We start from the raw sequence: 22,618 nt of genomic DNA, 5'->3' as shown, positions 1-22,618 counted from the left end.
AGCTGAGCCTCTGTAAGTAGACAGATCACCTTCATAGGAAGCAACGCTACTAACAGAATTTCCGTAACTTGCAGCCTCAAAACTGAAGGACAGCTGCGCCATAGATCCGGCTTCGCATTTATCCTCTGACTGATCCATAAACAGCTCCACAAGTCATCACCTTCAAAGGCGCCGGGATTCTAGACCCTTCACCACCAGTCCTTCAAGAGTCGAGACTGCCTCCATTGATATGCGAGCCACTGGTTCCGCGTCTCTGAGAATCATACGCCCATCTTTTTTCCGACCAGCGGGGTGAGCAGAGAAGAATTTCAGGAATCGCGATGGCGCAACACCATCAAAAGGGAGCACCCTAACCTTCGTCGCGTCACTCTCGTTTTCAGTTATAGCATCTTGGTGAAGACGGGTAGCAAGGCTCTTACGATACGGCTCAAGAAAAATCACTTCTCTGATGCCAGCAGCTACCAGGTGTCGCGCACAAGAGTGGCAAGGGTAGGTCGTCACAAACAATTTACCGTGGCGAATTTTGCCCCCGTCTGTCGCTCCTGCATTAAGAAGAGCATGCATTTCAGCGTGAACAGCACGAGAGAATTCTATGAGACTCTTGAGCTGTGTTTTCCCTCTGATCACTGCTAAAGCAGCCTCTCTCTTATCCAACGAAATCAGTTCACTCTCGATTAATTTATCTACAATGTAATTAGAGATTACCTTTTTTTCCTGATCGTTTGAGCAAACACCTCCATCCAAATTCCAACAACGGCGGTCCTCATCAAAGTTAAGTCCATCTCCCTCTGTCTGGTACAAACCACCAAAAGCCTTTGGAACATCATTCCAGCCCGTGGAAATCACCTCCCCCTCACAACTTGTAATTGAAGCACCAACTTGACGAGAAAGGCATGCGGAATTCCTTGCTGCCGAAAAAGCAGCATACATTGCTCTTTCATTTACAGTAGGGGTTGCAACCATTGTCCCCAACATCAAATCCAGAAACCGCTTGACTCTACTAATTCGATGCGAGTCTGTAGTTTTCTCAACTCGTAAAAAAAAATCCGACTGAGGAAACGTATCTTCAACCCTTTGGCCGTGATCTATTTCCTCTCCAGAGTCTCGATCTATCAGATCATGAACCCCGTCGCCCTTCAAAGCACCTTCTAGACGAGAAATTCGCATTTCTATCGGAGAATACACACCTACGACGTACAACATTTCCCCATAAATGGATCTTAAGAGCCGCAACTCATCAACATGTTTAATCGAATCAATTATATGACACCATTTCAGAGTAACATTTGGTACCAAACTATCATCTGAGTCAGTGCGAAACAAATCAGGGTGCTCGGACTTTTTAGCTTCCGCCGCTTTCTCCTGCTCAGAAGCCCTTGCAATACTGATCCTTCTAATCGCAAGCTTTGCGAGCACCTCATTACCATGGTCCTTCCGCAAATCGTTACCTGCCTCAATCAAATCTTTTACTGAGCAATCTCCAGACAAATTCGATTTAGCTCTAATCTCATCGCTTAGCCTAATTATTTCTACATGCTCATAACCATAATCAGTGCTAAGCAATAGATCTCTAAAATTTTTAGCAACCTCATGCAAAGGAGTACCCAATGGCCCACAAAGCGCGATTACAACCTGAGGGGTGAGGGTCCGATCAATTGCAGTTATATCATCAAATCCCGCACCGACCTCCACTCCTCCAACTACACGAAGACTAGGATCAACAGCTGCCATAAGAAATATCCTTCTGGAAATTTTCTCTACTAATCATGGCACGCAATCTAAAATTCGCAATTGCCTACCTTTACCTGTGCGATCAGCACCAAGGCTATGGAAGCCGAAAATCGGATAAATTTGTAAGAATATTAAAGACAAGTCGTACGACTTTACGATGCAATATTGATGCAATACGGCGCATTCCTCCGAAGACCGCCAAGATAGAAAGTTTTCCTACATTATTTTCAGACCGCCACATCACAAAATTTCTCTAGGCCAATGGGTACCTCAAGAAGCGACTGCTTCTCCCTACTCCGATAAAACCTAGCTATTCAGCGTAGCTGTGAGAACAATCCGAGCAGGGCACGGGGTTTCAAGTGATCGGTGAGATCACTTCAAATCTTCCTGAGGATGGTGAGACGGTCCGTTATGAACGACCACGACATTCTTGATGTCCGCGAGGTGGCCAATGAGGCGGCATAGCCGTATACCCGCATCAGACATCCGTCTGTCGCCCCATTGCATACCGCTTACTCAAAAGAAAAAGTCGCGGTCCAATACCTGAGATTCCAGACGATTTCAGCGCTGCGACCAGATTGAGCAGGTGACTCCGATCTAGGTTGTACACAGGAGCGGCGACAGATTTTTTTCTCTACGCAGGAAAAACATGCGCGCAGCTTTAGTAGCAAAAACAGTACAAACAAAAAAGCCCCGTAGCTTCTCAGCTACGGGGCTTTTTCTATATATGGCGGAGAGATAGGGATTCGAACCCTAGGTACCGGTGAAGGTACAACGGATTTCGAATCCGTCCCATTCGGCCACTCTGGCATCTCTCCAACGGCGCGCATCATAACAACACTTTCGCTGAATGGGAAACCCCCAGACGAAATTTTTTCCGTGCTATCAGATGCTTGCGTCGATTAAAGCGGTACGCCCAGACGGTTGGCGACTTCTTCGTAGGCTTCGATGACGTCACCGAGGCCCTGGCGGAAGCGGTCCTTGTCCATCTTCTTCTTGGTGTCCTTGTCCCACAGACGGCAACCGTCCGGGCTGAACTCGTCGCCCAGGACGATGGAGCCGTCGCTGAACACGCCGAATTCCAGCTTGAAGTCCACCAGCAGCAGGCCTGCGTCGTCGAACAGTTTGCTCAGGACTTCGTTGACCTTGAGCGACAGTTCTTTCATACGCGCCAGTTGCTCGGCGGTGCCCCAGCCGAAGGCCACAACGTGGGATTCGTTGATGAACGGATCGCCCTTGGCGTCGTCCTTCAGGAACAGTTCGAAGGTGTACGGGTTGAGCTTCATGCCCTCCTCGACGCCCAGACGCTTGACCAGGCTGCCGGCGGCGTAGTTACGCACGACGCACTCGACCGGGATCATGTCGAGTTTTTTCACCAGCACTTCGTTGTCGGCCAGCAGCTTGTCGAATTGGGTCGGAATGCCGGCCGCTTCGAGTTTCTGCATGATGAAGGCGTTGAACTTGTTGTTCACCATGCCTTTGCGGTCGAGCTGCTCGATGCGCTTGCCGTCGAACGCCGAAGTGTCGTTGCGAAACAGCAGGATCAAGCGGTCAGCGTCGTCGGTCTTGTAAACCGATTTGGCTTTGCCGCGGTAGAGTTCTTCACGTTTTTCCATGATGGGCTCCGCTTGCTAAGTAGATGGGCTAGGCGATGTGGCGCCAGTCGAGCCCTGAATCTTGATCGGCCAGTTGCAGCCAGTCCGGGTCGCACCCGAGGGTGTCGACAAAACATTGCCGGGCCAGCTGCGGCAGGTTGTTCTTGCTGCTCAGATGGGCCAGGACCAGGTGTTGCAGGCCTTGCCAGCCCAACTCGGCCACCAGGAATGCCGCCTGATGGTTGTTCAAATGTCCCAGCTCACCGCCCACCCGCTGCTTGAGAAAGTACGGGTAATGACCACGGGCCAGCATGTCGCGACAGTGATTGGACTCGATCATCAACGCATCGAGGTCCCGATAACCGTCCAGCACCCGCTCGCAGTAGGAACCCAGGTCGGTCAGCAGGCCGAAGCGCCGCTGCTCTTGATCGCTGAATACGTACTGGGTCGGCTCCTGCGCATCATGGGCCACGGCAATGACCCCGATGCTCAGAGCACCGATCTGCAGTTGCTCGCCACCGGTCACGAAACCGGCAGGTTCAATCGGTTTGCGCATCCCGCGCAGTGTGCCGCGACTGAGGTAGACAGGCAGATTGTAGCGCCGAGACAGCAAACCCACGCCATGCACGTGGTCGGCATGTTCGTGGGTTACGAGTATCGCGCTCAGTTGCGCCGGGTTCACACCCAGGCGCAACAGGCGTTTTTCGGTTTCCCGCAGGGAAAAACCACAATCCACCAGCACATACGTATCAGCACTGGCGATCAGCGTGCCGTTCCCTTGGCTACCGCTGCCGAGAACGGCAAAACGCATTGGATCAGCCCAGGTTGTCCTGAATCACGCTCAACACTTTGCGGGCCACATCGGCCGGCGCAACGGTGTTGATGTTTTTCTCGACGGTCACCTGAACGTTCTCGCCGACCTTGCTCAGGCGAACCTGATAACGCTCGGCACGGGCTTCAACTTCTTCCTTGGTCGGCGCGCTGCCGAACAGGCTGCTGAAGAAACCAGGTTTCTCGTCTTTCTTCTCGGCCTTTTCGGACAAGTTGATGTAGTAGAGACCCAGGCTGCGGTTGATGTCTTCAACGCGCCATTCACCCTGCTCCAGCGCACGACCGACGCTCGACCAGGCACGATCCAGGTCCGTACCGACGTTCAGTACCGGGTTGCCGCTGCCGTCTTCGCTCAGGCTGACACGGCTCGGGGTATCGAAATCACGCGAAGCCAGCATCGACACCGAACCACCCTTCTCGGAGGTACGGCTCATGCTCGCGAGCATGTCGTCGACCAGCGCGGCGTCGAGGCCGGTGTTGACCGAACGGTTGGTGAAATCAACATTGGCGGTGCTGCCGGCAGGACGCTCGGCGCTGACCACGTAGACTTCACTGGTGTTGCGCTGCACGCCCGGCTCGATGCGCACCCGCACACGGGTTTCACTGTCGGTGCTGACGCCGGCGGCGCTCAGGCGCTTGGCCATGGCGGCGGACAGTTCGTCGGAATGCTGCCAGGTGGTGGTGAATTCGCCGGTTTGCGGGCGCTGTTCATCCAGACGGAAACCGTTGTCCTGGAAGTACTGCACCGCCACTGGCCAGACTTCGGCCGGTGGATGCTGGGCCATGACCCAACGGGAATCACCGCTCTTCTGCAGCGAGTAGTCGCTGGCATCGGCAACGGTCGACAGCGGTTGAGGACGCGGGACGATGTATTCACCCTTGGCGGTGTCGTCGGCCACGTTGCGCGGGATCGGCAGCAGCGGATCCAGGCGCTTGGAGGTGCTGACGTCCGGTGGCAGTTGCATCGGTGCAGTCTGTTGCGCTTCCAGGTAATCGCTACCACGGTCACGGAAATAACCTTCCGGGCCCCAGACCCATCCGCAGCCACTGGTGCTGGAGATAATCAAGGCAAGTGCGGAAAGTCCGGCCATTCGCTTCATGCGTTGTACTTCCTCAATTAAACCAGGACGTTGCACTGGCGCAGGGCCGAGCGCAGCGTTTCATGACAAGGAGCGCTCAGCCAGGTCAGCGGCAGGCGGATGCCTTGGTGCATCAGGCCCATTTCGACCAAAGCCCACTTCACCGGAATCGGGTTGGCTTCGATGAACAGGTCCTTGTGCAGCGGCATCAGTTTTTCGTTGATGGCCCGTGCGGTCTCGGCGTCGCCCTTGAGCGCGGCCTCGCACAGGTCGGCCATTTCGCGCGGGGCGACGTTGGCGGTAACAGAGATGTTGCCCTTGCCGCCCAGCAGGATCAGCTCGACTGCGGTCGGATCATCACCGGACAGCACGATGAAGTCCTTGCTCACGCCGTCGATGATCGCCTTGGCACGCTTCAGGTCGCCGGTCGCTTCCTTGATGCCGATGATGTTCGGCACGGTGGACAGGCGGATCACGGTCTCGGCCTGCATGTCGCAGGAGGTGCGGCCGGGAACGTTGTAGAGAATCTGTGGGATGTCGACCGCTTCGGCGATGTGCTTGAAGTGCTGGTACAGGCCTTCCTGGGTCGGCTTGTTGTAGTACGGGACGACCAGCAGGCAGGCATCGGCGCCGGCTTCTTTAGCGTTGCGGGTGAGCTCGACCGCTTCGCGGGTCGAGTTGGCGCCAGTACCGGCGATCACCGGAATACGACCGGCGACCTGTTTGACCACGGCTTTGATGACGGCGATGTGTTCTTCTACATCAAGGGTTGCCGACTCGCCGGTGGTGCCGACCGCGACAATGGCATGGGTGCCGTTCTTGAGATGGAAGTCCACGAGTTTGCTGAGGCTGTCCCAGTCAAGACGCCCTTGTGCATCCATGGGAGTGACCAGTGCCACCATACTGCCCGCAATCATGAAACCGCTCCTGCCGGAAAAAGAGAGCGGTAATGGTACTGGCGCCAAGATGCTTGCACAAGCGAAGTACTGTGCCGCCATTCCCCTTGGCGCCGCTTTTCGCTACCCTTCAGACTTTGATCGGTACTGATCAGCTTGTACGCCGGGTTCCAGCCTCCCGTTTCGGCCTCCCGGGCCCCGTTCCAGTGTCGTTGCCGTACGCTTGCTTGTTCATGAAGCCGTAGCGCCACACGAACCGGGCCTTCCGGACAGGCATTGCCCCGGCAATCAACGCCCTCTCCCTACCGACCGCTCATCGCTTTAGGAATGCTGCATGTCCACCCCCACAGTTCGCGAACAATTCCTTGTCATCAGTGCCCTCGGCGCCAATCCCATGGAGCTGACCAACGTCCTGTGCCGCGCCAGCCATGAAAACCGCTGCGCGGTGGTTACCTCGCGCCTGACCCGCCACGGCGAGTGCAGCGCGCTGGTGCTCGAAGTCTCCGGCAGCTGGGACGCCCTGGCACGCCTTGAAGGCAGCCTGCCGGTGCTGGCCAAGCGTCATGCGTTCACCGTCAACGTGGTGCGCAGCGCCGCCCTGGAAAACCGTCCGCAAGCCCTGCCGTACGTGGCTTACGTGTCTTCGGCGTACCGTCCGGACATCATCAACGAGCTGTGCCAGTTCTTCATGGATCACAACGTCGAGCTGGAAAACCTGACGTGCGATACCTATCAGGCACCGCAGACCGGCGGCACCATGCTCAACGCCACGTTCACCGTGACCCTGCCCGCCGGCACCCAGATCAGCTGGCTGCGCGACCAGTTCCTGGATTTCGCCGACGCCATGAACCTGGATGCACTGATCGAACCGTGGCGCCCACAGAACCCAATGTAAGGAAGCTTTCATGGCCGTTGTCATCGACCAACCGGTTACGGATTTCGAAGCACCTGCCACCAGCGGGCAGACCGTCAGACTGTCAGCCCTCAAGGGCAAGCAAGTGGTGATCTATTTCTATCCGAAGGACAGCACCCCGGGCTGCACGACCGAAGGCCAGGGCTTTCGCGATCAATACGCAGCATTCAAGGCTGCCAACACGGAAATCTTCGGAATTTCCCGCGACAGCCTGAAGTCCCACGAGAACTTCAAGTGCAAGCAGGAATTTCCGTTTGAGCTGATCAGCGACAAGGAAGAAGCCGTCTGCCAGCTGTTCGACGTGATCAAGCTGAAGAAACTTTACGGCAAGGAATACCTGGGCGTTGATCGCAGCACCTTCCTGATCGACAGGGACGGCGTACTGCGTCAGGAATGGCGCGGCGTGAAAGTGCCAGGACATGTGGATGCAGTGCTGGCTGCTGCTCAGGCGCTGAACAAGGCCTGATGCTGTCGGCGCCCTCGCGGGCGCCGCTCCATTTTCAAAGCAGCGGCGCTACCGCCGGCTCCTTGCGCGGCCACGCATCCAGCACAGCCTTGAACAGCGTCGCCAGCGGAATCGCGAAGAACACTCCCCAGAATCCCCACAACCCGCCGAACAACAGCACCGCACAAATGATCGCCACCGGGTGCAGGTTGACCGCTTCGGAGAACAGCAACGGCACCAGCACGTTGCCATCCAGCGTCTGGATGATCCCGTAAACCGCCATCAGATAGATGAACTGATCGCTCCAGCCCCACTGGAACAGCGCAATCAGCAGCACCGGTACGGTCACCACCACCGCACCGACATACGGCACCACCACCGACACGCCCACCAACAGGGCCAGCAGCGCCGCATAATTGAGCCCCAGCGCGACGAACGCGATGTAGGTCACCCCACCACAAATCACGATCTCGATGACCTTGCCGCGAATGTAGTTGGCGATCTGCCGGTTCATTTCCTCGGCAACCCGGGTGATCAGCGCCCGTTCGCGCGGCAAATAGCCGCGCACCCACTCGCCGATCATTGCCCGGTCCTTGAGGAAGAAGAACACCAGGATCGGCACCAGCACCAGATAGATCATGATGTTCACCAGCAGCGGCAAGCTCGACAACGAGAACGTCAGCGCCCACTGGCCGAACTTGCCGATCTCGCCCCGCGCCGCTTCGATCGCTTGCAGCACCTGCTCGTCGGAAACCAGGTGCGGATAGCGCTCGGGCAGCAGCAACAGCAGCGATTGCCACTTGGCAAGCATGCCCGGCAACTCGTTGAACAGGGTGATCAACTGGTGCCAGAGCAGCGGCAGCACCACGACGATGAACACCATCAGCACGCCCATGAACAACGCAAACACCAGACCGACCGCCGCCCCACCGGGCACACGCAGGCGCTCGAGCGTGAGCACCAACCCCTGCATCAGATACGCCAGCACCATGCCGGCCAGCACCGGCGCAAGCATTCCGCCAAGCGTGAGCACAGCAGTGAAGGCGAGAAACAACAGCACCGCCAGCACCACCGCTTCTTCATCGGAGAAGTAGCGCTGAATCCAGTCGCGCAACACTTTGAACATCAATTTTCCTTAGGTCATTTACGCGGTCGGTTTCAGGCTTTTTTCAGCCAGTAACGGTAGACACCGGCCTCGTCTTCTTCACGCAGCAGCGTATGACCGGCCAACTTGGCAAAGGTGCGAAAGTCGCGTTGCGAGCCAGCATCCGTGGCAATCACCTTGAGTATTGCACCGCTGGGCAACTTGTTCAGTTCCATCTTGGCCTTGAGCAACGGTAACGGACAATTCAGGCCACTGGCGTCCAGTTCACAGTCATGGGCTACAGCGTCGGTCATGCGTCACTCCGAATCAGGTGGTCAGGCTGCCTAGAATATCTGGTCGCAGACCCGGTGTCCGGCTACAGTAAGGTCTTTGTCGACTAAGGCTTTGTGCATGACATTTCTGCGCCCTACCCTGCTGACGCTCGCTTGCCTGCTCGCCTCACCGGGCTTCGCCGACGACCTGCCGTCACTCGGTGACGCCAGCTCTGCCATCGTCTCGCCACAACAGGAATATCAATTGGGTCGCGCCTGGCTGGCGTTGCTGCGCAGCCAGGTTTCGCAGCTCAACGATCCACAGCTCAAAGACTACGTCGAGTCCAGCGTCTATAAGCTGGTGGAAACCAGCCAGGTCAATGACCGACGCCTGGAGTTCATCCTGATCAACAGCCCGCAGCTGAACGCCTTCGCCGCACCGGGCGGGATCGTCGGGGTCAACGGTGGCCTGTTCCTCAACGCCCAGACCGAAGGTGAATATGCCTCGGTACTGGCCCACGAACTGGCTCACTTGTCTCAGCGCCACTTTGCCCGAGGCGTCGAGGCGTCGCAGCGCATGCAGGTACCGATGATGGCAGCGCTGCTGGCTGGTATCGTGATCGCTGCGGCAGGCGCAGGCGATGCCGGGATTGCAGCGATTGCCGGCACCCAAGCGGCAGCCATTCAGGAACAACGACGTTTCTCGCGTCAGAACGAGCAGGAAGCCGACCGCATTGGCATCCTTAACCTGGAAAAGGCCGGCTACGATCCGCGCTCGATGCCGACCATGTTCGAGCGTTTGATGCGCCAGTATCGTTTCGATGGCAAACCGCCGGAATTCCTGCTGACCCACCCGGTCACCGAATCGCGGATCGCCGACACCCGCAACCGCGCCGAACAGGCTAAACCCGGCGGTATCGAAGACAGCAAGCGCTACCAACTGATCCGGGCGCGGGTGCAGTTGACCTATGAAGAAACGCCGGGCCTTGGTGCCAAGCGCTTCCGCGCGCAACTGGATGAGAACCCGAAAAACGACGTGGCTCGATACGGTCTGGCGATCGCCCAGATCAAGGGCGGCCAGTTGAACGAAGCACGGGAGAATCTCAAGCAACTGCTGGATAAATCGCCGAACGAGATCATCTACAACCTCGCGCAGATCGACCTGGACATCACCAACAACAAACTGCCCGATGCTCAGTCCCGGGTTGACCGGATGCTCAGCCAGTATCCTGGCAACTATCCGCTGAATCAGGTGCGTGTCGATCTGCTGCTGAAACAGAACCGAACCGCCGATGCGGAGAAGGCACTCGAAGGCTTGTTGAAATCGCGTCCGGACGATCCAGACGTCTGGTACCAGGTTGCAGAAACCCGCGGACTGTCCGGCAACATCATTGGCTTGCATCAGGCCCGTGCCGAGTATTTCGCGCTGGTCGGCGATTATCGCCAGGCGATCCAGCAACTGGACTTCGCCAAGCGCAAGGCCGGCAGCAACTTCCCGCTGTCGTCGCGTATCGATGCCCGTCAGCGCGAGCTGATGGAGCAAGAGCGTATGGTCAAGGACATGATGGGTTAAGCCCGCGCCGAGACAAATTCCGGATACAAAAAAACCGCCTCTTTCGAGGCGGTTTTTTTTACTGCTCGGACAACTGGATCATTCAGCCAGTTTGAAGGTGATGAAGCTGGCACGGCCCTGACGCAGAACGCGCATCGACACCGAACGGTTTTTCGGTAGCGCCTTGGCGATCTCGGCGAACTCCTTGGAAGAACCGATGGCCTGATTGTTCAGGTGCGTGATGATGTCGCCCGGTTGCAGACCGATCAGGGCCGCAGGACCATCCTGCACTTCCTTGATCACCACACCACCTTTGAGGTCGTAGGTTTTCTTCTGCTCGGCGCTCAGCTCGGCAACCGAAACACCCAGACGATTGCTGTTGGTTTCAGCACCGGATTTAGGCAGGGCATCCAGCTCCTTGTCTTCGTCCGGAATGGCGCCTACGGTCAGCTCGACATTCTTGCGCTTACCGTCACGAATCACTTCGAGATTGGCTTTGGCACCAGCTTTCAATGCACCGACCAGATGTGGCAGATCAGCAGACATGACGATCGGTTGACCGTTCATGCTCAGGATCACGTCACCCACTTGCAGGCCGCCCTTGGCAGCCGGGCCGTCATCCTGAATCTGCGCAACCAGTGCACCGGCCGGTTTGTCCAGACCGAACGACTCGGCCAGATCCTTGTTCACTTCCTGGATGACGACGCCCAACCAGCCACGGCTGACCTTGCCGCCGCTTTTCAGTTGATTGGAAACGTCCATGGCCACGTCGATCGGAATGGCGAACGACACGCCCATGAAGCCACCGGAACGGGTGTAGATCTGCGAGTTGATCCCGACCACTTCACCGTTCAGATTGAACAGCGGGCCACCGGAGTTACCCGGGTTGATCGGCACGTCGGTCTGGATGAATGGCACGTAGTTTTCGTTCGGCAGGCTGCGGCCGACGGCACTGACGATGCCTTGGGTCACGGTGTGGTCAAAGCCGAATGGCGAACCGATTGCCACCACCCACTGACCAGCTTTCAAGTCCTGGGATTTGCCCAGCTTCAGCACTGGCAAATCCTTGCCTTCGATTTTCAGCAGCGCCACGTCGGAACGTGGGTCGGTGCCGATCAGCTTGGCTTTCATTTCACTGCGATCAGCCAGACGGACGAGGATTTCGTCGGCGTCGGCGATCACATGGTTATTGGTCAGGATGTAGCCATCCGGCGAAATGATAAAGCCCGACCCCAGCGACTGCGCTTCACGCTGGCGATCACCACGCGGAGAACGCTGTTGCGGCGGCATGCCGCGCTCGAAGAACTCGCGCAGCATCGGCGGCAAGCCTTCCAGGTCGGGCATTTGCTGGTTCACTTTGCGATCCGGCAGCTTTTGCGTGGTACTGATGTTCACCACCGCAGGCGAGGCCTGTTCAACCAGTTGGGTGAAATCAGGCAGGTTGGCCGGGCTGGCCGCCCCAGCCGCATGGACTGCAGGAACAGCCTGACCGAGCACCAGCACCGTGGCGAAAATGGAGAGATAAGACTTCAAGCTTGGTATCGACATACAGCTCCCGTTACGACGAGCAGGGTTAAGCGATATGGAGCAAGGAACACCGGAAACCACAGGCCGGCATTTTTGTTCCGGGAACAACAAACAAGGCCAGAGCCGAGAGGCTCTGACCTATAAAAAATTTTCGGGTGTTTTGCAAATGAAAATGCTCAGCAAACATTTCACGTCTCGAAGACGAAGTGGAGATAGCTGGAATCAGCTCACTGTTTGCTGGTTGCAGCGCCATCATTGCGCATCGACAGGGCAATCCGTTCGGCGGTCCCGATTGGAATCTCGCCGACTACCGTCACCATCATTTCGCCTTGAGGCGTTGTCAGGCGGCGGGATACAGCAACGGTCGGGCCCAGCTGAGTCCGGGTATCGGTGACGGTTGCACCGTTCAACGGCTCGAGAAACACCGAAAATCGGGCCAGACCGTCGTCATACATCAGACTGTTGACCTGCGTCTTGGTTTCCGGATCCTTGTGCGAGGAACTGCTGGTCAGTTCGAAGCCAGGAGGCAACCAGTCAGAGCGCCAGACCTGCGCGGTCTTGACCGCAGAAGCCTTGTCGCTGTCGAGATTTACTGGCTTGCAATCGGAGTTGGCTTGCAGGTCCCTATCGGAGGGAACTTCAGAGGTATCCAGCCGCGTAAACTGGAATCTCTCGAGTAACTGCCCCTTGTCGTTCAACAGCAGCGACTTGAGCGGCAGACCCGTTTCCTTATCCAAATGCAGTTCGAAGCCGTAACGGTGCTGATCACGTGGCGTCAGCGATACAATCACTGCTTCACGCCCGGCCACACGCGACTTGCCAATGACGGCAAGCTCATACCAGTTCTTCAGCTTTTTAGGATCAAGCGGACGGGCGGCAGAGTTGGGTGAATCCCCCAGACCCGCAATCAGGGTGCCGCTGACGCATTGAGTGTGCCCATCAATGCGCAGAACTTCCTGAGCCGAACCGTCGAGCTGAAGCAAACGCTCGCGGACCTGACCATTCTGGACGCGATGCCAGATGTTGTGGGTAGAAAAACTACCGTTACGCTCGTAAACGAATGTGCCGTGAAAGCTTTGCTGCTGCTCGGCCTGGCCCAGGCGGGTCAACCAGTCCTGAGCCTCGTCGGCGTGGGCTGGAACAATGAACCAGCCGCTAAGCAGAAGCGAAAGTAGAGGTATGGCGCGCATGATCCCCCTTAACGGTTTTCCAGACTTGCTGCACGTGCATAAGGCAGCGCGCTCTCGGTGCCTTTCAGGGCAGCCTGTTGAGCGTGTTGGCGCAGGTAACCCGGCAGACGCTGATCATGCCAGCCTGGCTGACCTTGCAGTACGCCATTGGCCATCGGGCCAGTAGCTTCGGAGCTCTCGTTGTAACCTGCCAATACCGCCGGGCCTTTGACCTGAGGAGTTGCAAGGACAGGCTGATTGGATTGCTGGGCGAGTTCAACGCCAGCGATTTCATCCTGGTTATACAGACGAACACCCGCCAGAACGGCAACGGTCACCGAAGCGGCTACGGCCAGACGACCGAGACTGCGCCATGGGCCGCGAGACACTTTCGCAGGGGTGGCTTCATCTTCCAGCGCAGCAGAAACAGCCGCAGCGAGATCCAGACGCGGAAGCAACAGATCCTTGTGCATGGCTGCCCGAGCGATCTGGTAACGAGCCCAGGTTTCACGGGTTTCAACATCGTCCAGTGCGTTAAGCACTCGACGCAATTCCAGTTCGTCCGCTTCGTTATCCATCACTGCGGACAGCGATTCCTGCAGGGCTTCACGACTCATGGCGTTCCTCTCTTGGCTGTCGCCGCTGTCTTTAGTTCTCCTGCAGCAACGGCTGCAGGGCTTTATCGATGGCCTCCCGGGCGCGGAAAATCCGGGAGCGCACGGTACCAACCGGACATTGCATGACGCTCGCGATGTCCTCGTAACTCAGACCATCAAATTCGCGCAAAGTTAATGCCGTACGCAAATCCTCTGGCAGTTGCTGAATGGTTCGATGGACGGTGCCTTCGATCTCATCCCGCAGCAATGCTCGTTCAGGAGACTCGAGATCCTTCAGGCCGTGATCGCCGTCGTAGAACTCTGCATCTTCGGAACTTACATCACTATCCGGCGGCCGGCGGCCGCGTGAAACCAGATAGTTTTTCGCCGTGTTAATGGCGATGCGGTACAGCCACGTATAAAACGCACTGTCGCCGCGGAAGTTTCCAAGCGCTCGATAAGCCTTGATGAAGGCTTCTTGTGCGACGTCCTGGGCTTCATGGGTGTCGTGCACAAAACGCACGATCAACCCGAGAATTTTGTGCTGATACTTCAGCACCAGCAGATCGAAAGCTCGCTTGTCGCCACGCTGAACGCGTTCGACCAGCTGCTGATCCTCTTCCTGGGTTAGCATGAACACTCCTCGATAAACTCGGAGGAGTCTTGCATGGCCAAACGACCGGACTTGCAAACATAGACTCGGGCTTTTCGCAAAAGTTCTCCCCCTCCAAGCAAGTTTCCTGCGGGCTCTGATTTGGCACGCACGAAAAACGCAGCGCGGGATGAACCGGCTGCGCGAATAATCTTGTCATCGGCTCGCCGGCAAGAACCCAACCGCAGGTTCCGCATTGAAGCCGACACTGTCCCTTGTTTCGGGCAACTGTCTATTGATCTTGGGCCTCTGGCAAAAGTTCCAAATATTTATAGACGTGCCGCGTCGACATTGTGCAACCGGGAGCGGAAAAAGCGTGTTTCATCTGCGATACAGTCGCTTTTTTCCAAAGTCGCTGAAAAAAACTTCCGACAAAGCGTCAGAATTTTTCCGTCGCAGTAGTCTCACAATGCCATATCCGCCCGGCTATTGTGCCGCCCCACCCCTCTATATACTAGTGGGCTGTGTGGCTGTCTCGACTCGCCCATCCGCCTGTCCTGCGCCAACCCCGACCCGGGTCGCTTTGAGCGGAATCCTGAAATGAGCCAACAGTTTCAACACGATGTCCTGGTGATTGGCAGCGGTGCTGCCGGTTTGAGTCTTGCGCTGACCCTGCCCGGTCACTTGCGTATCGCCGTCCTGAGCAAAGGCGATCTTGCCAACGGCTCGACCTATTGGGCACAGGGTGGCGTCGCGGCCGTGCTGGACGACACCGACACCGTCGAATCCCATGTCGATGACACCCTCAATGCTGGCGGCGGCCTGTGCCATGAAGACGCGGTGCGCTTCACCGTGGAGCACAGCAAAGAGGCGATCCAGTGGCTGATCGACCAGGGCGTGCCGTTCACTCGCGACGAACAGTCCGGCACCGAAGACGGCGGCTTCGAATTCCACCTGACCCGAGAAGGCGGTCACAGCCATCGACGGATCATCCACGCAGCCGATGCCACTGGCGCTGCAATATTCACGACCCTGCTGGCCCAAGCCAAAAAACGCCCGAACATCGAATTGCTCGAACAGCGGGTAGCGGTCGATCTGATCACCGAACGCAGGCTGGGGCTGGAAGGCGAACGTTGCCTCGGCGCCTACGTACTCAACCGCAAAACCGGGGAAGTCGATACCTTCGGCGCACGCTTCGTGATCCTGGCGTCCGGCGGCGCCGCGAAAGTCTATCTATATACAAGCAACCCTGACGGCGCCTGTGGTGATGGCATCGCCATGGCCTGGCGCTCGGGCTGCCGAGTGGCGAACCTTGAGTTCAACCAGTTCCACCCCACCTGCCTCTACCACCCGCAAGCCAAGAGTTTCCTGGTAACCGAAGCCCTGCGCGGCGAAGGCGCCCATTTGAAGCTGCCGAACGGCGAACGCTTCATGCAACGCTTCGACTCACGTGCAGAACTGGCACCTAGAGACATCGTCGCCCGTGCGATCGACCATGAAATGAAGCGCCTGGGTATCGATTGCGTCTACCTCGACATCAGTCACAAACCCGAAGCCTTTATCAAATCGCACTTCCCGACCGTCTACGAGCGCTGCCTCGGATTCGGCATCGACATCACCAAGCAACCGATTCCGGTCGTACCGGCTGCGCATTACACCTGCGGAGGCGTGATGGTCGATCAACAGGGCCGCACCGACGTGCCGGGTCTGTACGCCATCGGCGAAACCAGCTTCACCGGTCTGCACGGCGCCAACCGCATGGCCAGCAACTCGCTGCTCGAATGCTTCGTCTACGCCCGTTCGGCGGCAGCAGACATTCTTGAGCAACTGCCCGACGTCGCCATCCCGCGTGCCCTGCCCGCCTGGGACGCCAGCCAGGTGACCGACTCCGATGAAGACGTGATCATCGCCCACAACTGGGACGAATTACGGCGCTTCATGTGGGACTACGTGGGCATCGTGCGCACCAACAAGCGCCTGCAACGGGCACAGCATCGGGTGCGTTTGCTGCTGGATGAAATCGACGAGTTCTACAGCAACTATAAAGTCAGTCGCGACCTGATCGAGTTGCGCAACCTGGCGCAGGTAGCGGAACTGATGATCCGCTCGGCCATGGAGCGCAAGGAAAGCCGGGGCCTGCATTACACACTCGACTACCCAGACCTGCTGCCCGAAGCACTTGACACTATTCTGGTGCCGCCCACCTACGTCGGCTGAACTTGAGGCGTACCCGCAGGCGTCGGTGCAGATCCGCCGCCTGCGAGTCTCGGGGCACACAGATCGACCTGACCCGCCGCTCACTGCGCAAGCGAAAGCGCAGCACCACAATCAATGGCAGCGCCAGGCTGTCCGGTCGCAATTGCACCGCCCGCCAGCCATCGGCCTTGTTCCACAACTGCCAGCCATCGGCGTCCCGGCGCAATCGGCAAAATGCCTTGGGATGACTCAGCAGGATCTGGCGCGGCAACACCCAGGCAGCATGACCGAGACACGCGAATACCCCGAGCAGAGAAGCCCAGAACGGAATCGACAATATAAGCAGAGTACCCAGCGCGAATGCTTGGGCCAGCAGATACGCCGCCAGCAACTGCCGTGAGGCATGCCAGCGGCATTCGAACGTGTTACTTGGGCTGGACACGATCCAGAATCATGCGAACCATGCGTTGCAGCTCGGGATCTTCCGATTCGCTGCGCTCCATGAACCAGCCGAACATGTCCTGATCCTCGCACTCGAGCAGGCGGACATACAGCGCGCGATCCACCTCGTTCAGATTGGCGTAGACCTCTTTCACGAACGGCACCAGCAACACGTCGAGTTCCAGCATGCCGCGACGGCTGTGCCAAAAGAGGCGATTCAGTTCAACTTGTTCGACCATGGAGCCCTCCTCAAATAGGCCGCAAGTATACAGGCCCGAAGCGGGCCGAACAGTCGGCTTTGGTCGGGCGCCATCGATCCTTTATGAACTACCCATTTCAACACCACCCCCTTATGATGTGCCCCAGTCTATTTACCCTGCGATGACCCATGGCCGATTCTGCTTTTTTCTGCACCCTGTCTCATGAAGGCGTTCTCGCGGTTCGCGGCGCGGATGCCGGCAAATTCCTGCAAGGCCAGCTGACCTGCAACATCAATTACTTGAGCGAAACCCAGGCCAGCCTTGGTGCCCGCTGCACACAGAAAGGCCGGATGCAGTCGAGTTTCCGCATCGTGCTCGAAGACGACGGCGTGCTGCTGGCGATGGCCGGCGCGCTGCTGGAACCGCAACTGGCCGATCTGAAGAAGTACGCCGTGTTCTCCAAATCGAAACTGACCGACGAAAGCGCCTCCTGGGTGCGCTTCGGTCTGGATCATGGCGATGCGGCCCTGAGCAGCCTGGGTCTGGAACTGCCGGCAGAAACAGACAGCGTGGCCCGCCACGAAGGGCTGATCGCGATTCGCGTCTCCCCTAATCGTGCCGAACTCTGGGTGCCTGCCGATCAGGCCGACACCGTCAAAGGCAAGCTGTGCGCGCAATTGACCGAAGCCGAACTCAATCAATGGCTGCTGGGCCAGATCCGCGCCGGTATCGGCCAGGTCATGCCGAGCACCCGCGAGCTGTTCATCCCGCAGATGCTCAATCTGCAGGCCGTCGGCGGTGTGAGCTTCAAGAAAGGCTGCTACACCGGCCAGGAAATCGTCGCGCGCATGCAGTACCTGGGCAAACTCAAACGTCGCCTGTATCGCGTGAAACTGGATGCCGCTGAGTTGCCGGAGCCCGGCACCGCGCTGTTCGCCCCGAGCCACGGCAGTTCGATCGGCGAAGTGGTGCTGGCCGCCCGTACCGAAAAGAATATTGAACTGCTGGCGGTGTTGCAGGCCGAAGCTGCCGAAGCGGGCGACTTGCATCTGGGCTCGGCCGAAGGTCCGGCGCTGCACTTGCTCGACCTGCCATACGAACTGGATCGCGACCGCGAAATCCAGCGTTGATCGCAGCATTTGTTGCAACACCCTAGAGAAACGACATGAGTGAGCTGGCGGATAAGGTCCAACAGGATTTGGTTGAGGCCATCGATAACGATGACCTGGTTCTGCCAACGTTACCGGAAGTGGCCCTGCAGATTCGCAAGGCCGCTGAAGATCCGGATATCAGCGTCAGCGACCTGAGCAAAGTGATCGGCCGCGACACGGCGCTGTCGGCGCGCCTGATCAAAGTGGTGAACAGCCCGCTGCTGCGCGCCACCCAGGAAGTCACCGACCTGCACACCGCCATTACCCGGCTCGGCGTCAATTACAGCAGCAACCTGGCGATCGGTCTGGTGATGGAGCAGATCTTTCACGCCCGTTCCGACGTGGTCGAACAGAAGATGCGCGAAGTCTGGCGCAAAAGCCTGGAAATCGCCGGCGTCAGCTACGCCCTGTGCCGTCGGTATACCCAGCTCAAGCCCGATCAGGCCGCGCTCGGCGGACTGGTTCATCAGATCGGCGTGCTGCCGATCCTGACCTATGCCGAAGATCACTACGAGTTGCTGTCGGATCCGGTCAGCCTCAACCATGTGATCGATCACATTCACCCGTTGCTCGGCGACAAATTACTGCGGGTCTGGGAGTTTCCGGAGCGCCTGGTGGAGCTGCCGGGGCTGTATCAGGACCTCAAGCGCGAATCGCAGCAGATCGATTACGTCGACATCGTGCAAGTGGCCAGCCTGTATTGCCACAAGGACACCGATCACCCGCTGGCCCGCATCGATCCGTTCAGCGTGCCGGCATTCCGCAAGCTCGGCATCGACCCGGAGAACAAGGCGCTGTGCGCCGATCTGGAAGAATCGCGGTCGATGTTCTATTGATCAACTGGCGATAAAGCTCACCCGCACCTTCAAACCCGCCTGTTCACCATCGTGCAGGCTGATCTGCGCCAGATGCGCGCGGCAGATTTCCCCGACAATCGCCAACCCCAGCCCGGAACCGGCCACCTGCTGGTTACGCCGGTAAAAACGTTCGAACACCCGATCCCGCTCTTCCAGCGGAATGCCCGGCCCATCGTCTTCAACCTCCAGCACCGCCGGCGCCGTGACTCGCAGAATCACGTTGCCACCCGGCGGCGTGTGCGCCAGCGCGTTGTCCACCAGATTGCTCAGCAACTCGTTGAGCAATGTCGGCTCGCCGCGCAGCCACACCGGCTCGTCCGCTTCCAGCGCCAACGCCACGCCACGAGCGTGAGCCAGTGGCGCCATGGCCATGCCCAGCTCGCGGGCCAACTGACTCAGATCGAGCAACTGCGCCCCGCCCTCGGCGATCGCCCGGGCGCCGTTTTCCACCCGCGCCAGCGACAACAACTGGTTGGCCAGATGGGTCAGGCGATCCGTGCTTTGCGCCGAGGATTCCAGTGTGTCGCGCCAGGTCTGCGGCTCGTTTGAGCGCAAGCCCAGTTCAAGTCGAGCCTTGAGTGCCGCCAGTGGCGTGCGCAGTTCATGGGCCGCATCGGCGATGAATTGCGCCTGCCGCTCGAACTGGCCACGCAGGCGTTCGGTGAAATGGTTGAGCGCACGCACCAGCGGCGACAACTCATGCTGGACTTCCACCAGCGGCAACGGACGCAAGTCGTCAGGTTGGCGCTCTTCCACTGCCGTGCGCAGACGTTCGATCGGCCGTAGCGCAGCACTCACCGCAAACCACACCAGCAACAACGCGCCAATCGCCAGCATGCCCAATCGCAGCAAGGTGTCGGCCGCCAGACTGCGGGCCATGCTGACGCGTGCCTCATCGGTTTCGGCAACGCGGATTTCCGCCATGCCGTTCATATTCGGCTCGCTGACCGCCTTGAGCAGACTCACCACACGCACGTTCTGCCCCTGATATTTCGCGTCGTAAAAGCGCGCGAGGGCGGGATAGCTGTCGGTTCTCGGGGTGCCTGGCGGCGGGCCCGGCAAATTTTCATAGCCGGAAATCAACTTCTGGTTGATGTCGTTGACCTGGTAATAGATACGACCCGCGCTGTCGTAAGCAAACGTATCGAGCGCCACATACGGCACGTCGGCACTGAGACTGCCATCGCGCTGCGACAGACCGGCGGCGATGGTCCGCGCCGAGGCCAGCAGCGTGCGGTCATAGGCGGTGTCGGCGGCCTCGCGACCGTTCCAGTACGCGCTCAATCCGCTGGCGAGCATCAACACCACCAGCAGCAACGCGAGGTTCCACAGCAACCGCCAGCGCAGGCTGCTGGGCTTATGCATCGCGGCTTTCCAGCAGATAGCCCAGGCCGCGGAAGGTCACGATGGCCACCGAATGGCCGTCGAGCTTCTTGCGCAGGCGATGCACGTAGATTTCGATGGCGTCGGGGCTGGCCTCTTCGTCGAGACCGAATACCTGCGCAGCCAGTTGTTCCTTGCTCATCACCCGCCCCGGACGGGCAATCAGCGCTTCGAGCACTGCCTGCTCGCGAGAGGTCAGCGTCAGCAATTCATCGCCGAGGGTGAAGCGCCGGGTGTCGAGGTCATAGGCCAGCACACCACAACGCTGCTGGCGTTCGCCGCCGAGCACGCTGCGGCGCAGCAACGCCTTGACGCGCGCTTCGAGCTCGGTGAGTTCGAACGGCTTGGCCAGGTAGTCATCGGCGCCGAGATTGAGCCCATGGACCCGATCCTTGACGTCACTACGGGCCGTCAGCATCAGCACCGGCAGGTTCTTGCCCCGGGCCCGCAGACGCGCCAGCACTTCAAATCCGTCCATGCGCGGCAGGCCGACATCGAGAATCGCCACCGCGTATTCCTCGCTGCCCAAGGCCAGGTCGGCAGCCACGCCGTCGTGCAAAACGTCCACGGTCAGACCGGTGCTCTTGAGCGCCTGGGCGACGCTTTCAGCTAGCGGCAAATGGTCTTCGACGAGCAGGACACGCATGGATCTCTACCTCATTCAGGGATGGCCGGCGCCATTCTTTGCGGCGGAGTTTACAGCCGCAACCGCCACTGTGAAGCCCGAAAACACGCGAAAGAATACTGAAAGGTTAGCGAAAGGTTGGGCCGTTAGAGTCGTTTCACCGAAGGTCCCGACTGCCGACCTTCGCCGTTTTGCCTGTACTTGCACCGTAGCTTCAAAACGTAGCTCTCGAAAAACGCCTCGATGCGTTTTCGCCAATAAGAACAATAACGAGGTACTGCACCATGCTGTCGACACAGCTTCAGGTTGACCCGTTTCATTCTTCCTCTCGAATTTCCCCGTTTTCGCTTGTCAGCGCCATCCTCGGCTGCGCGGCGTTCAACCCGTCCGGGTCTGAGCCTGATAGCCTGCGCGCGCGAAACTGCCGCACCTGAAACATCCCCAAAAACAACAACTCCCGTGGAGACACTCATGAACCGATCCCTGCGCCGTTTCGCCCTCGCCGCCGGTTGCGTGCTGTTCGCCGGCCAACTGATGGCCGAACCGAAACGTCCGGAATGCATTGCCCCCGCCTCCCCCGGCGGCGGTTTCGACCTGACCTGCAAACTGGCGCAAAGCGCGCTGGTCAACGAAAAGCTGCTGACCAAACCGATGCGCGTGACCTACATGCCCGGCGGCGTCGGTGCGGTAGCGTACAACGCGGTGGTAGCGCAGCGTCCCGCCGATGCCGGCACGCTGGTGGCGTGGTCCAGCGGCTCGCTGCTCAACCTGGCTCAGGGCAAGTTCGGTCGGTTCGATGAAACCAACGTACGCTGGCTGGCCGCGGTCGGCACCAGCTACGGCGCCATCGCGGTGAAAAGCGATTCGCCCTACAAAACCCTCGATGATCTCGTGCAGGCGCTGAAGAAAGATCCGAGCTCCGTGGTCATCGGCTCCGGCGGTACCGTCGGCAGCCAGGACTGGATGCAGACTGCGCTGATCGCCAAAGCCGCCGGGATCAACCCGCGCGACCTGCGCTACGTCGCCCTCGAAGGGGGCGGCGAGATCGCCACCGCCCTGCTCGGCGGCCACATTCAGGTCGGCAGTACCGACATCTCCGACTCCATGCCGCATATCCAGAGCGGCGACATGCGCCTGCTGGCCGTGTTTGCCGAAAAACGCCTGGATGAGCCGGAAATGAAGGACATTCCTACCGCGCGTGAACAAGGCTACGACATCGTCTGGCCGGTGGTGCGCGGCTTCTACCTCGGGCCAAAAGTCAGCGATGAAGACTACGCCTGGTGGAAAGACTCCTTCGACAAACTGCTGGCCTCGGAAGACTTCGCCAAGCTGCGCGATCAGCGTGAACTCTTCCCGTTCGCCATGACCGGTCCCGAGCTGGACACCTACGTCAAGAAGCAAGTGGCGGACTACAAGGTGCTGGCCAAAGAGTTCGGCCTGATTCAGTGATCGTCTCGGTCTAGCGTCCATGGCCCTTTCAGCG

General features: G+C 58.5%; 22 protein-coding genes and 1 tRNA gene. 7 read left to right on the top strand and 16 right to left on the bottom strand.

Annotation, left to right across the window (positions count from 1 at the left end; genetic code table 11):
- Positions 1-162: 162 nt before the first annotated feature.
- The 6 genes from CAF77_RS20990 to dapA all read right to left on the bottom strand — a co-directional run bounded on the left by CAF77_RS20990 (position 163) and on the right by dapA (position 6,153).
- A complete protein-coding gene (locus tag CAF77_RS20990) occupies positions 163-1,731 on the bottom strand; it encodes an anti-phage dCTP deaminase (protein WP_084777048.1) in 1,569 nt (522 codons plus the stop codon).
- Positions 1,732-2,459: 728 nt separating this feature from the next.
- Positions 2,460-2,549 (bottom strand) — tRNA-Ser (locus tag CAF77_RS20985).
- An 84-nt stretch (positions 2,550-2,633) separates the two neighbouring features.
- A complete protein-coding gene (purC, locus tag CAF77_RS20980) occupies positions 2,634-3,347 on the bottom strand; it encodes a phosphoribosylaminoimidazolesuccinocarboxamide synthase (protein ID WP_007958019.1) in 714 nt (237 codons plus the stop codon).
- 28 nt (positions 3,348-3,375) lie between these two features.
- Positions 3,376-4,137, bottom strand: a complete 762-nt coding sequence (locus tag CAF77_RS20975) for an MBL fold metallo-hydrolase (protein WP_064383105.1) — start codon at positions 4,135-4,137, stop codon at positions 3,376-3,378.
- Positions 4,138-4,141: 4 nt separating this feature from the next.
- A complete protein-coding gene (bamC, locus tag CAF77_RS20970; RefSeq protein WP_064383102.1) occupies positions 4,142-5,257 on the bottom strand; it encodes an outer membrane protein assembly factor BamC in 1,116 nt (371 codons plus the stop codon).
- Positions 5,258-5,274: 17 nt separating this feature from the next.
- The gene (dapA, locus tag CAF77_RS20965) at positions 5,275-6,153 is read right to left on the bottom strand and encodes a 4-hydroxy-tetrahydrodipicolinate synthase (RefSeq protein WP_007958015.1); all 879 of its coding nucleotides are present in this window, start codon (positions 6,151-6,153) and stop codon (positions 5,275-5,277) included.
- Between the two features lie 313 nt (positions 6,154-6,466).
- Between dapA and CAF77_RS20955 the strand changes: the two genes are divergently transcribed.
- On the top strand, positions 6,467-7,027 hold the full coding sequence (locus tag CAF77_RS20955; RefSeq protein WP_007958014.1) for a glycine cleavage system protein R: 561 nt from the start codon (positions 6,467-6,469) through the stop codon (positions 7,025-7,027).
- Positions 7,028-7,037: 10 nt separating this feature from the next.
- Positions 7,038-7,511, top strand: a complete 474-nt coding sequence (locus tag CAF77_RS20950; protein WP_064383101.1) for a peroxiredoxin — start codon at positions 7,038-7,040, stop codon at positions 7,509-7,511.
- Positions 7,512-7,545: 34 nt separating this feature from the next.
- Here CAF77_RS20950 and CAF77_RS20945 read toward each other — a convergent pair whose 3' ends face one another.
- Entirely contained in the window at positions 7,546-8,616 is a 1,071-nt protein-coding gene (locus CAF77_RS20945; protein WP_064383099.1) for an AI-2E family transporter, read from the bottom strand.
- 32 nt (positions 8,617-8,648) lie between these two features.
- Complete coding sequence (locus CAF77_RS20940) at positions 8,649-8,888, bottom strand: sulfurtransferase TusA family protein (RefSeq protein WP_011332907.1); 240 nt, start codon at positions 8,886-8,888, stop codon at positions 8,649-8,651.
- A gap of 97 nt (positions 8,889-8,985) precedes the next feature.
- On the opposite strand from CAF77_RS20940, the gene CAF77_RS20935 reads away from it, so the two are divergent.
- Positions 8,986-10,419, top strand: a complete 1,434-nt coding sequence (locus CAF77_RS20935; RefSeq protein WP_085655511.1) for a M48 family metalloprotease — start codon at positions 8,986-8,988, stop codon at positions 10,417-10,419.
- Positions 10,420-10,497: 78 nt separating this feature from the next.
- On the opposite strand, the gene CAF77_RS20930 is transcribed toward CAF77_RS20935, so the two are convergent.
- The 4 genes from CAF77_RS20930 to rpoE all read right to left on the bottom strand — a co-directional run bounded on the left by CAF77_RS20930 (position 10,498) and on the right by rpoE (position 14,324).
- Positions 10,498-11,946: a DegQ family serine endoprotease gene (locus CAF77_RS20930; RefSeq protein WP_085655512.1), complete on the bottom strand. Its 1,449-nt coding sequence runs from the start codon at positions 11,944-11,946 to the stop codon at positions 10,498-10,500.
- 206 nt (positions 11,947-12,152) lie between these two features.
- Entirely contained in the window at positions 12,153-13,115 is a 963-nt protein-coding gene (locus CAF77_RS20925; protein WP_085655513.1) for a MucB/RseB C-terminal domain-containing protein, read from the bottom strand.
- 8 nt (positions 13,116-13,123) lie between these two features.
- Complete coding sequence (locus CAF77_RS20920) at positions 13,124-13,711, bottom strand: sigma-E factor negative regulatory protein (protein ID WP_011332903.1); 588 nt, start codon at positions 13,709-13,711, stop codon at positions 13,124-13,126.
- Positions 13,712-13,742: 31 nt separating this feature from the next.
- Complete coding sequence (gene rpoE / locus CAF77_RS20915) at positions 13,743-14,324, bottom strand: RNA polymerase sigma factor RpoE (RefSeq protein ID WP_003172477.1); 582 nt, start codon at positions 14,322-14,324, stop codon at positions 13,743-13,745.
- Between the two features lie 558 nt (positions 14,325-14,882).
- Between rpoE and nadB the strand changes: the two genes are divergently transcribed.
- Positions 14,883-16,499 (top strand): L-aspartate oxidase, encoded by a 1,617-nt coding sequence (nadB, locus tag CAF77_RS20910; RefSeq protein WP_085655514.1) that lies wholly within the window; start codon positions 14,883-14,885, stop codon positions 16,497-16,499.
- Here nadB and CAF77_RS20905 read toward each other — a convergent pair.
- Together CAF77_RS20905 and CAF77_RS20900 are read right to left on the bottom strand one after the other, a co-directional pair.
- Positions 16,468-16,920 carry a protein YgfX gene (locus CAF77_RS20905; protein WP_085655515.1) on the bottom strand — a complete coding sequence of 151 codons (453 nt, stop codon included), beginning with the start codon at positions 16,918-16,920 and terminating at the stop codon, positions 16,468-16,470. The genes nadB and CAF77_RS20905 overlap by 32 nt on opposite strands.
- Positions 16,904-17,158, bottom strand: coding sequence for a succinate dehydrogenase assembly factor 2 (locus tag CAF77_RS20900; protein ID WP_007957989.1), 255 nt, complete (start codon positions 17,156-17,158; stop codon positions 16,904-16,906). Before CAF77_RS20900 ends, CAF77_RS20905 begins: the two co-directional genes overlap by 17 nt.
- Positions 17,159-17,307: 149 nt before the next feature.
- Between CAF77_RS20900 and CAF77_RS20895 the strand changes: the two genes are divergently transcribed.
- Entirely contained in the window at positions 17,308-18,249 is a 942-nt protein-coding gene (locus tag CAF77_RS20895; RefSeq protein ID WP_085655516.1) for a folate-binding protein YgfZ, read from the top strand.
- Between the two features lie 35 nt (positions 18,250-18,284).
- On the top strand, positions 18,285-19,106 hold the full coding sequence (locus CAF77_RS20890; protein ID WP_039772686.1) for an HDOD domain-containing protein: 822 nt from the start codon (positions 18,285-18,287) through the stop codon (positions 19,104-19,106).
- Here CAF77_RS20890 and CAF77_RS20885 read toward each other — a convergent pair whose 3' ends face one another.
- Both CAF77_RS20885 and CAF77_RS20880 read right to left on the bottom strand, forming a co-directional pair.
- A complete protein-coding gene (locus CAF77_RS20885) occupies positions 19,107-20,492 on the bottom strand; it encodes a sensor histidine kinase (protein ID WP_064383088.1) in 1,386 nt (461 codons plus the stop codon). It abuts the gene before it with no gap.
- A complete protein-coding gene (locus tag CAF77_RS20880) occupies positions 20,485-21,156 on the bottom strand; it encodes a response regulator (RefSeq protein WP_007957980.1) in 672 nt (223 codons plus the stop codon). The genes CAF77_RS20885 and CAF77_RS20880 overlap by 8 nt, the downstream gene beginning before the upstream one ends.
- A gap of 450 nt (positions 21,157-21,606) precedes the next feature.
- Here CAF77_RS20880 and CAF77_RS20875 point away from each other — a divergent pair, with 450 nt between their 5' ends.
- Positions 21,607-22,584 carry a tripartite tricarboxylate transporter substrate binding protein gene (locus CAF77_RS20875; RefSeq protein ID WP_011332896.1) on the top strand — a complete coding sequence of 326 codons (978 nt, stop codon included), beginning with the start codon at positions 21,607-21,609 and terminating at the stop codon, positions 22,582-22,584.
- Positions 22,585-22,618 lie beyond the last annotated feature (34 nt).

The organism is Pseudomonas sp. R15(2017) (assembly GCF_002112685.1).
GTDB lineage: Bacteria > Pseudomonadota > Gammaproteobacteria > Pseudomonadales > Pseudomonadaceae > Aquipseudomonas > Aquipseudomonas glycinae.
Note: the sequence above shows the minus strand (reverse complement) of the source record. Positions and strands in the feature narration are given on the sequence as shown.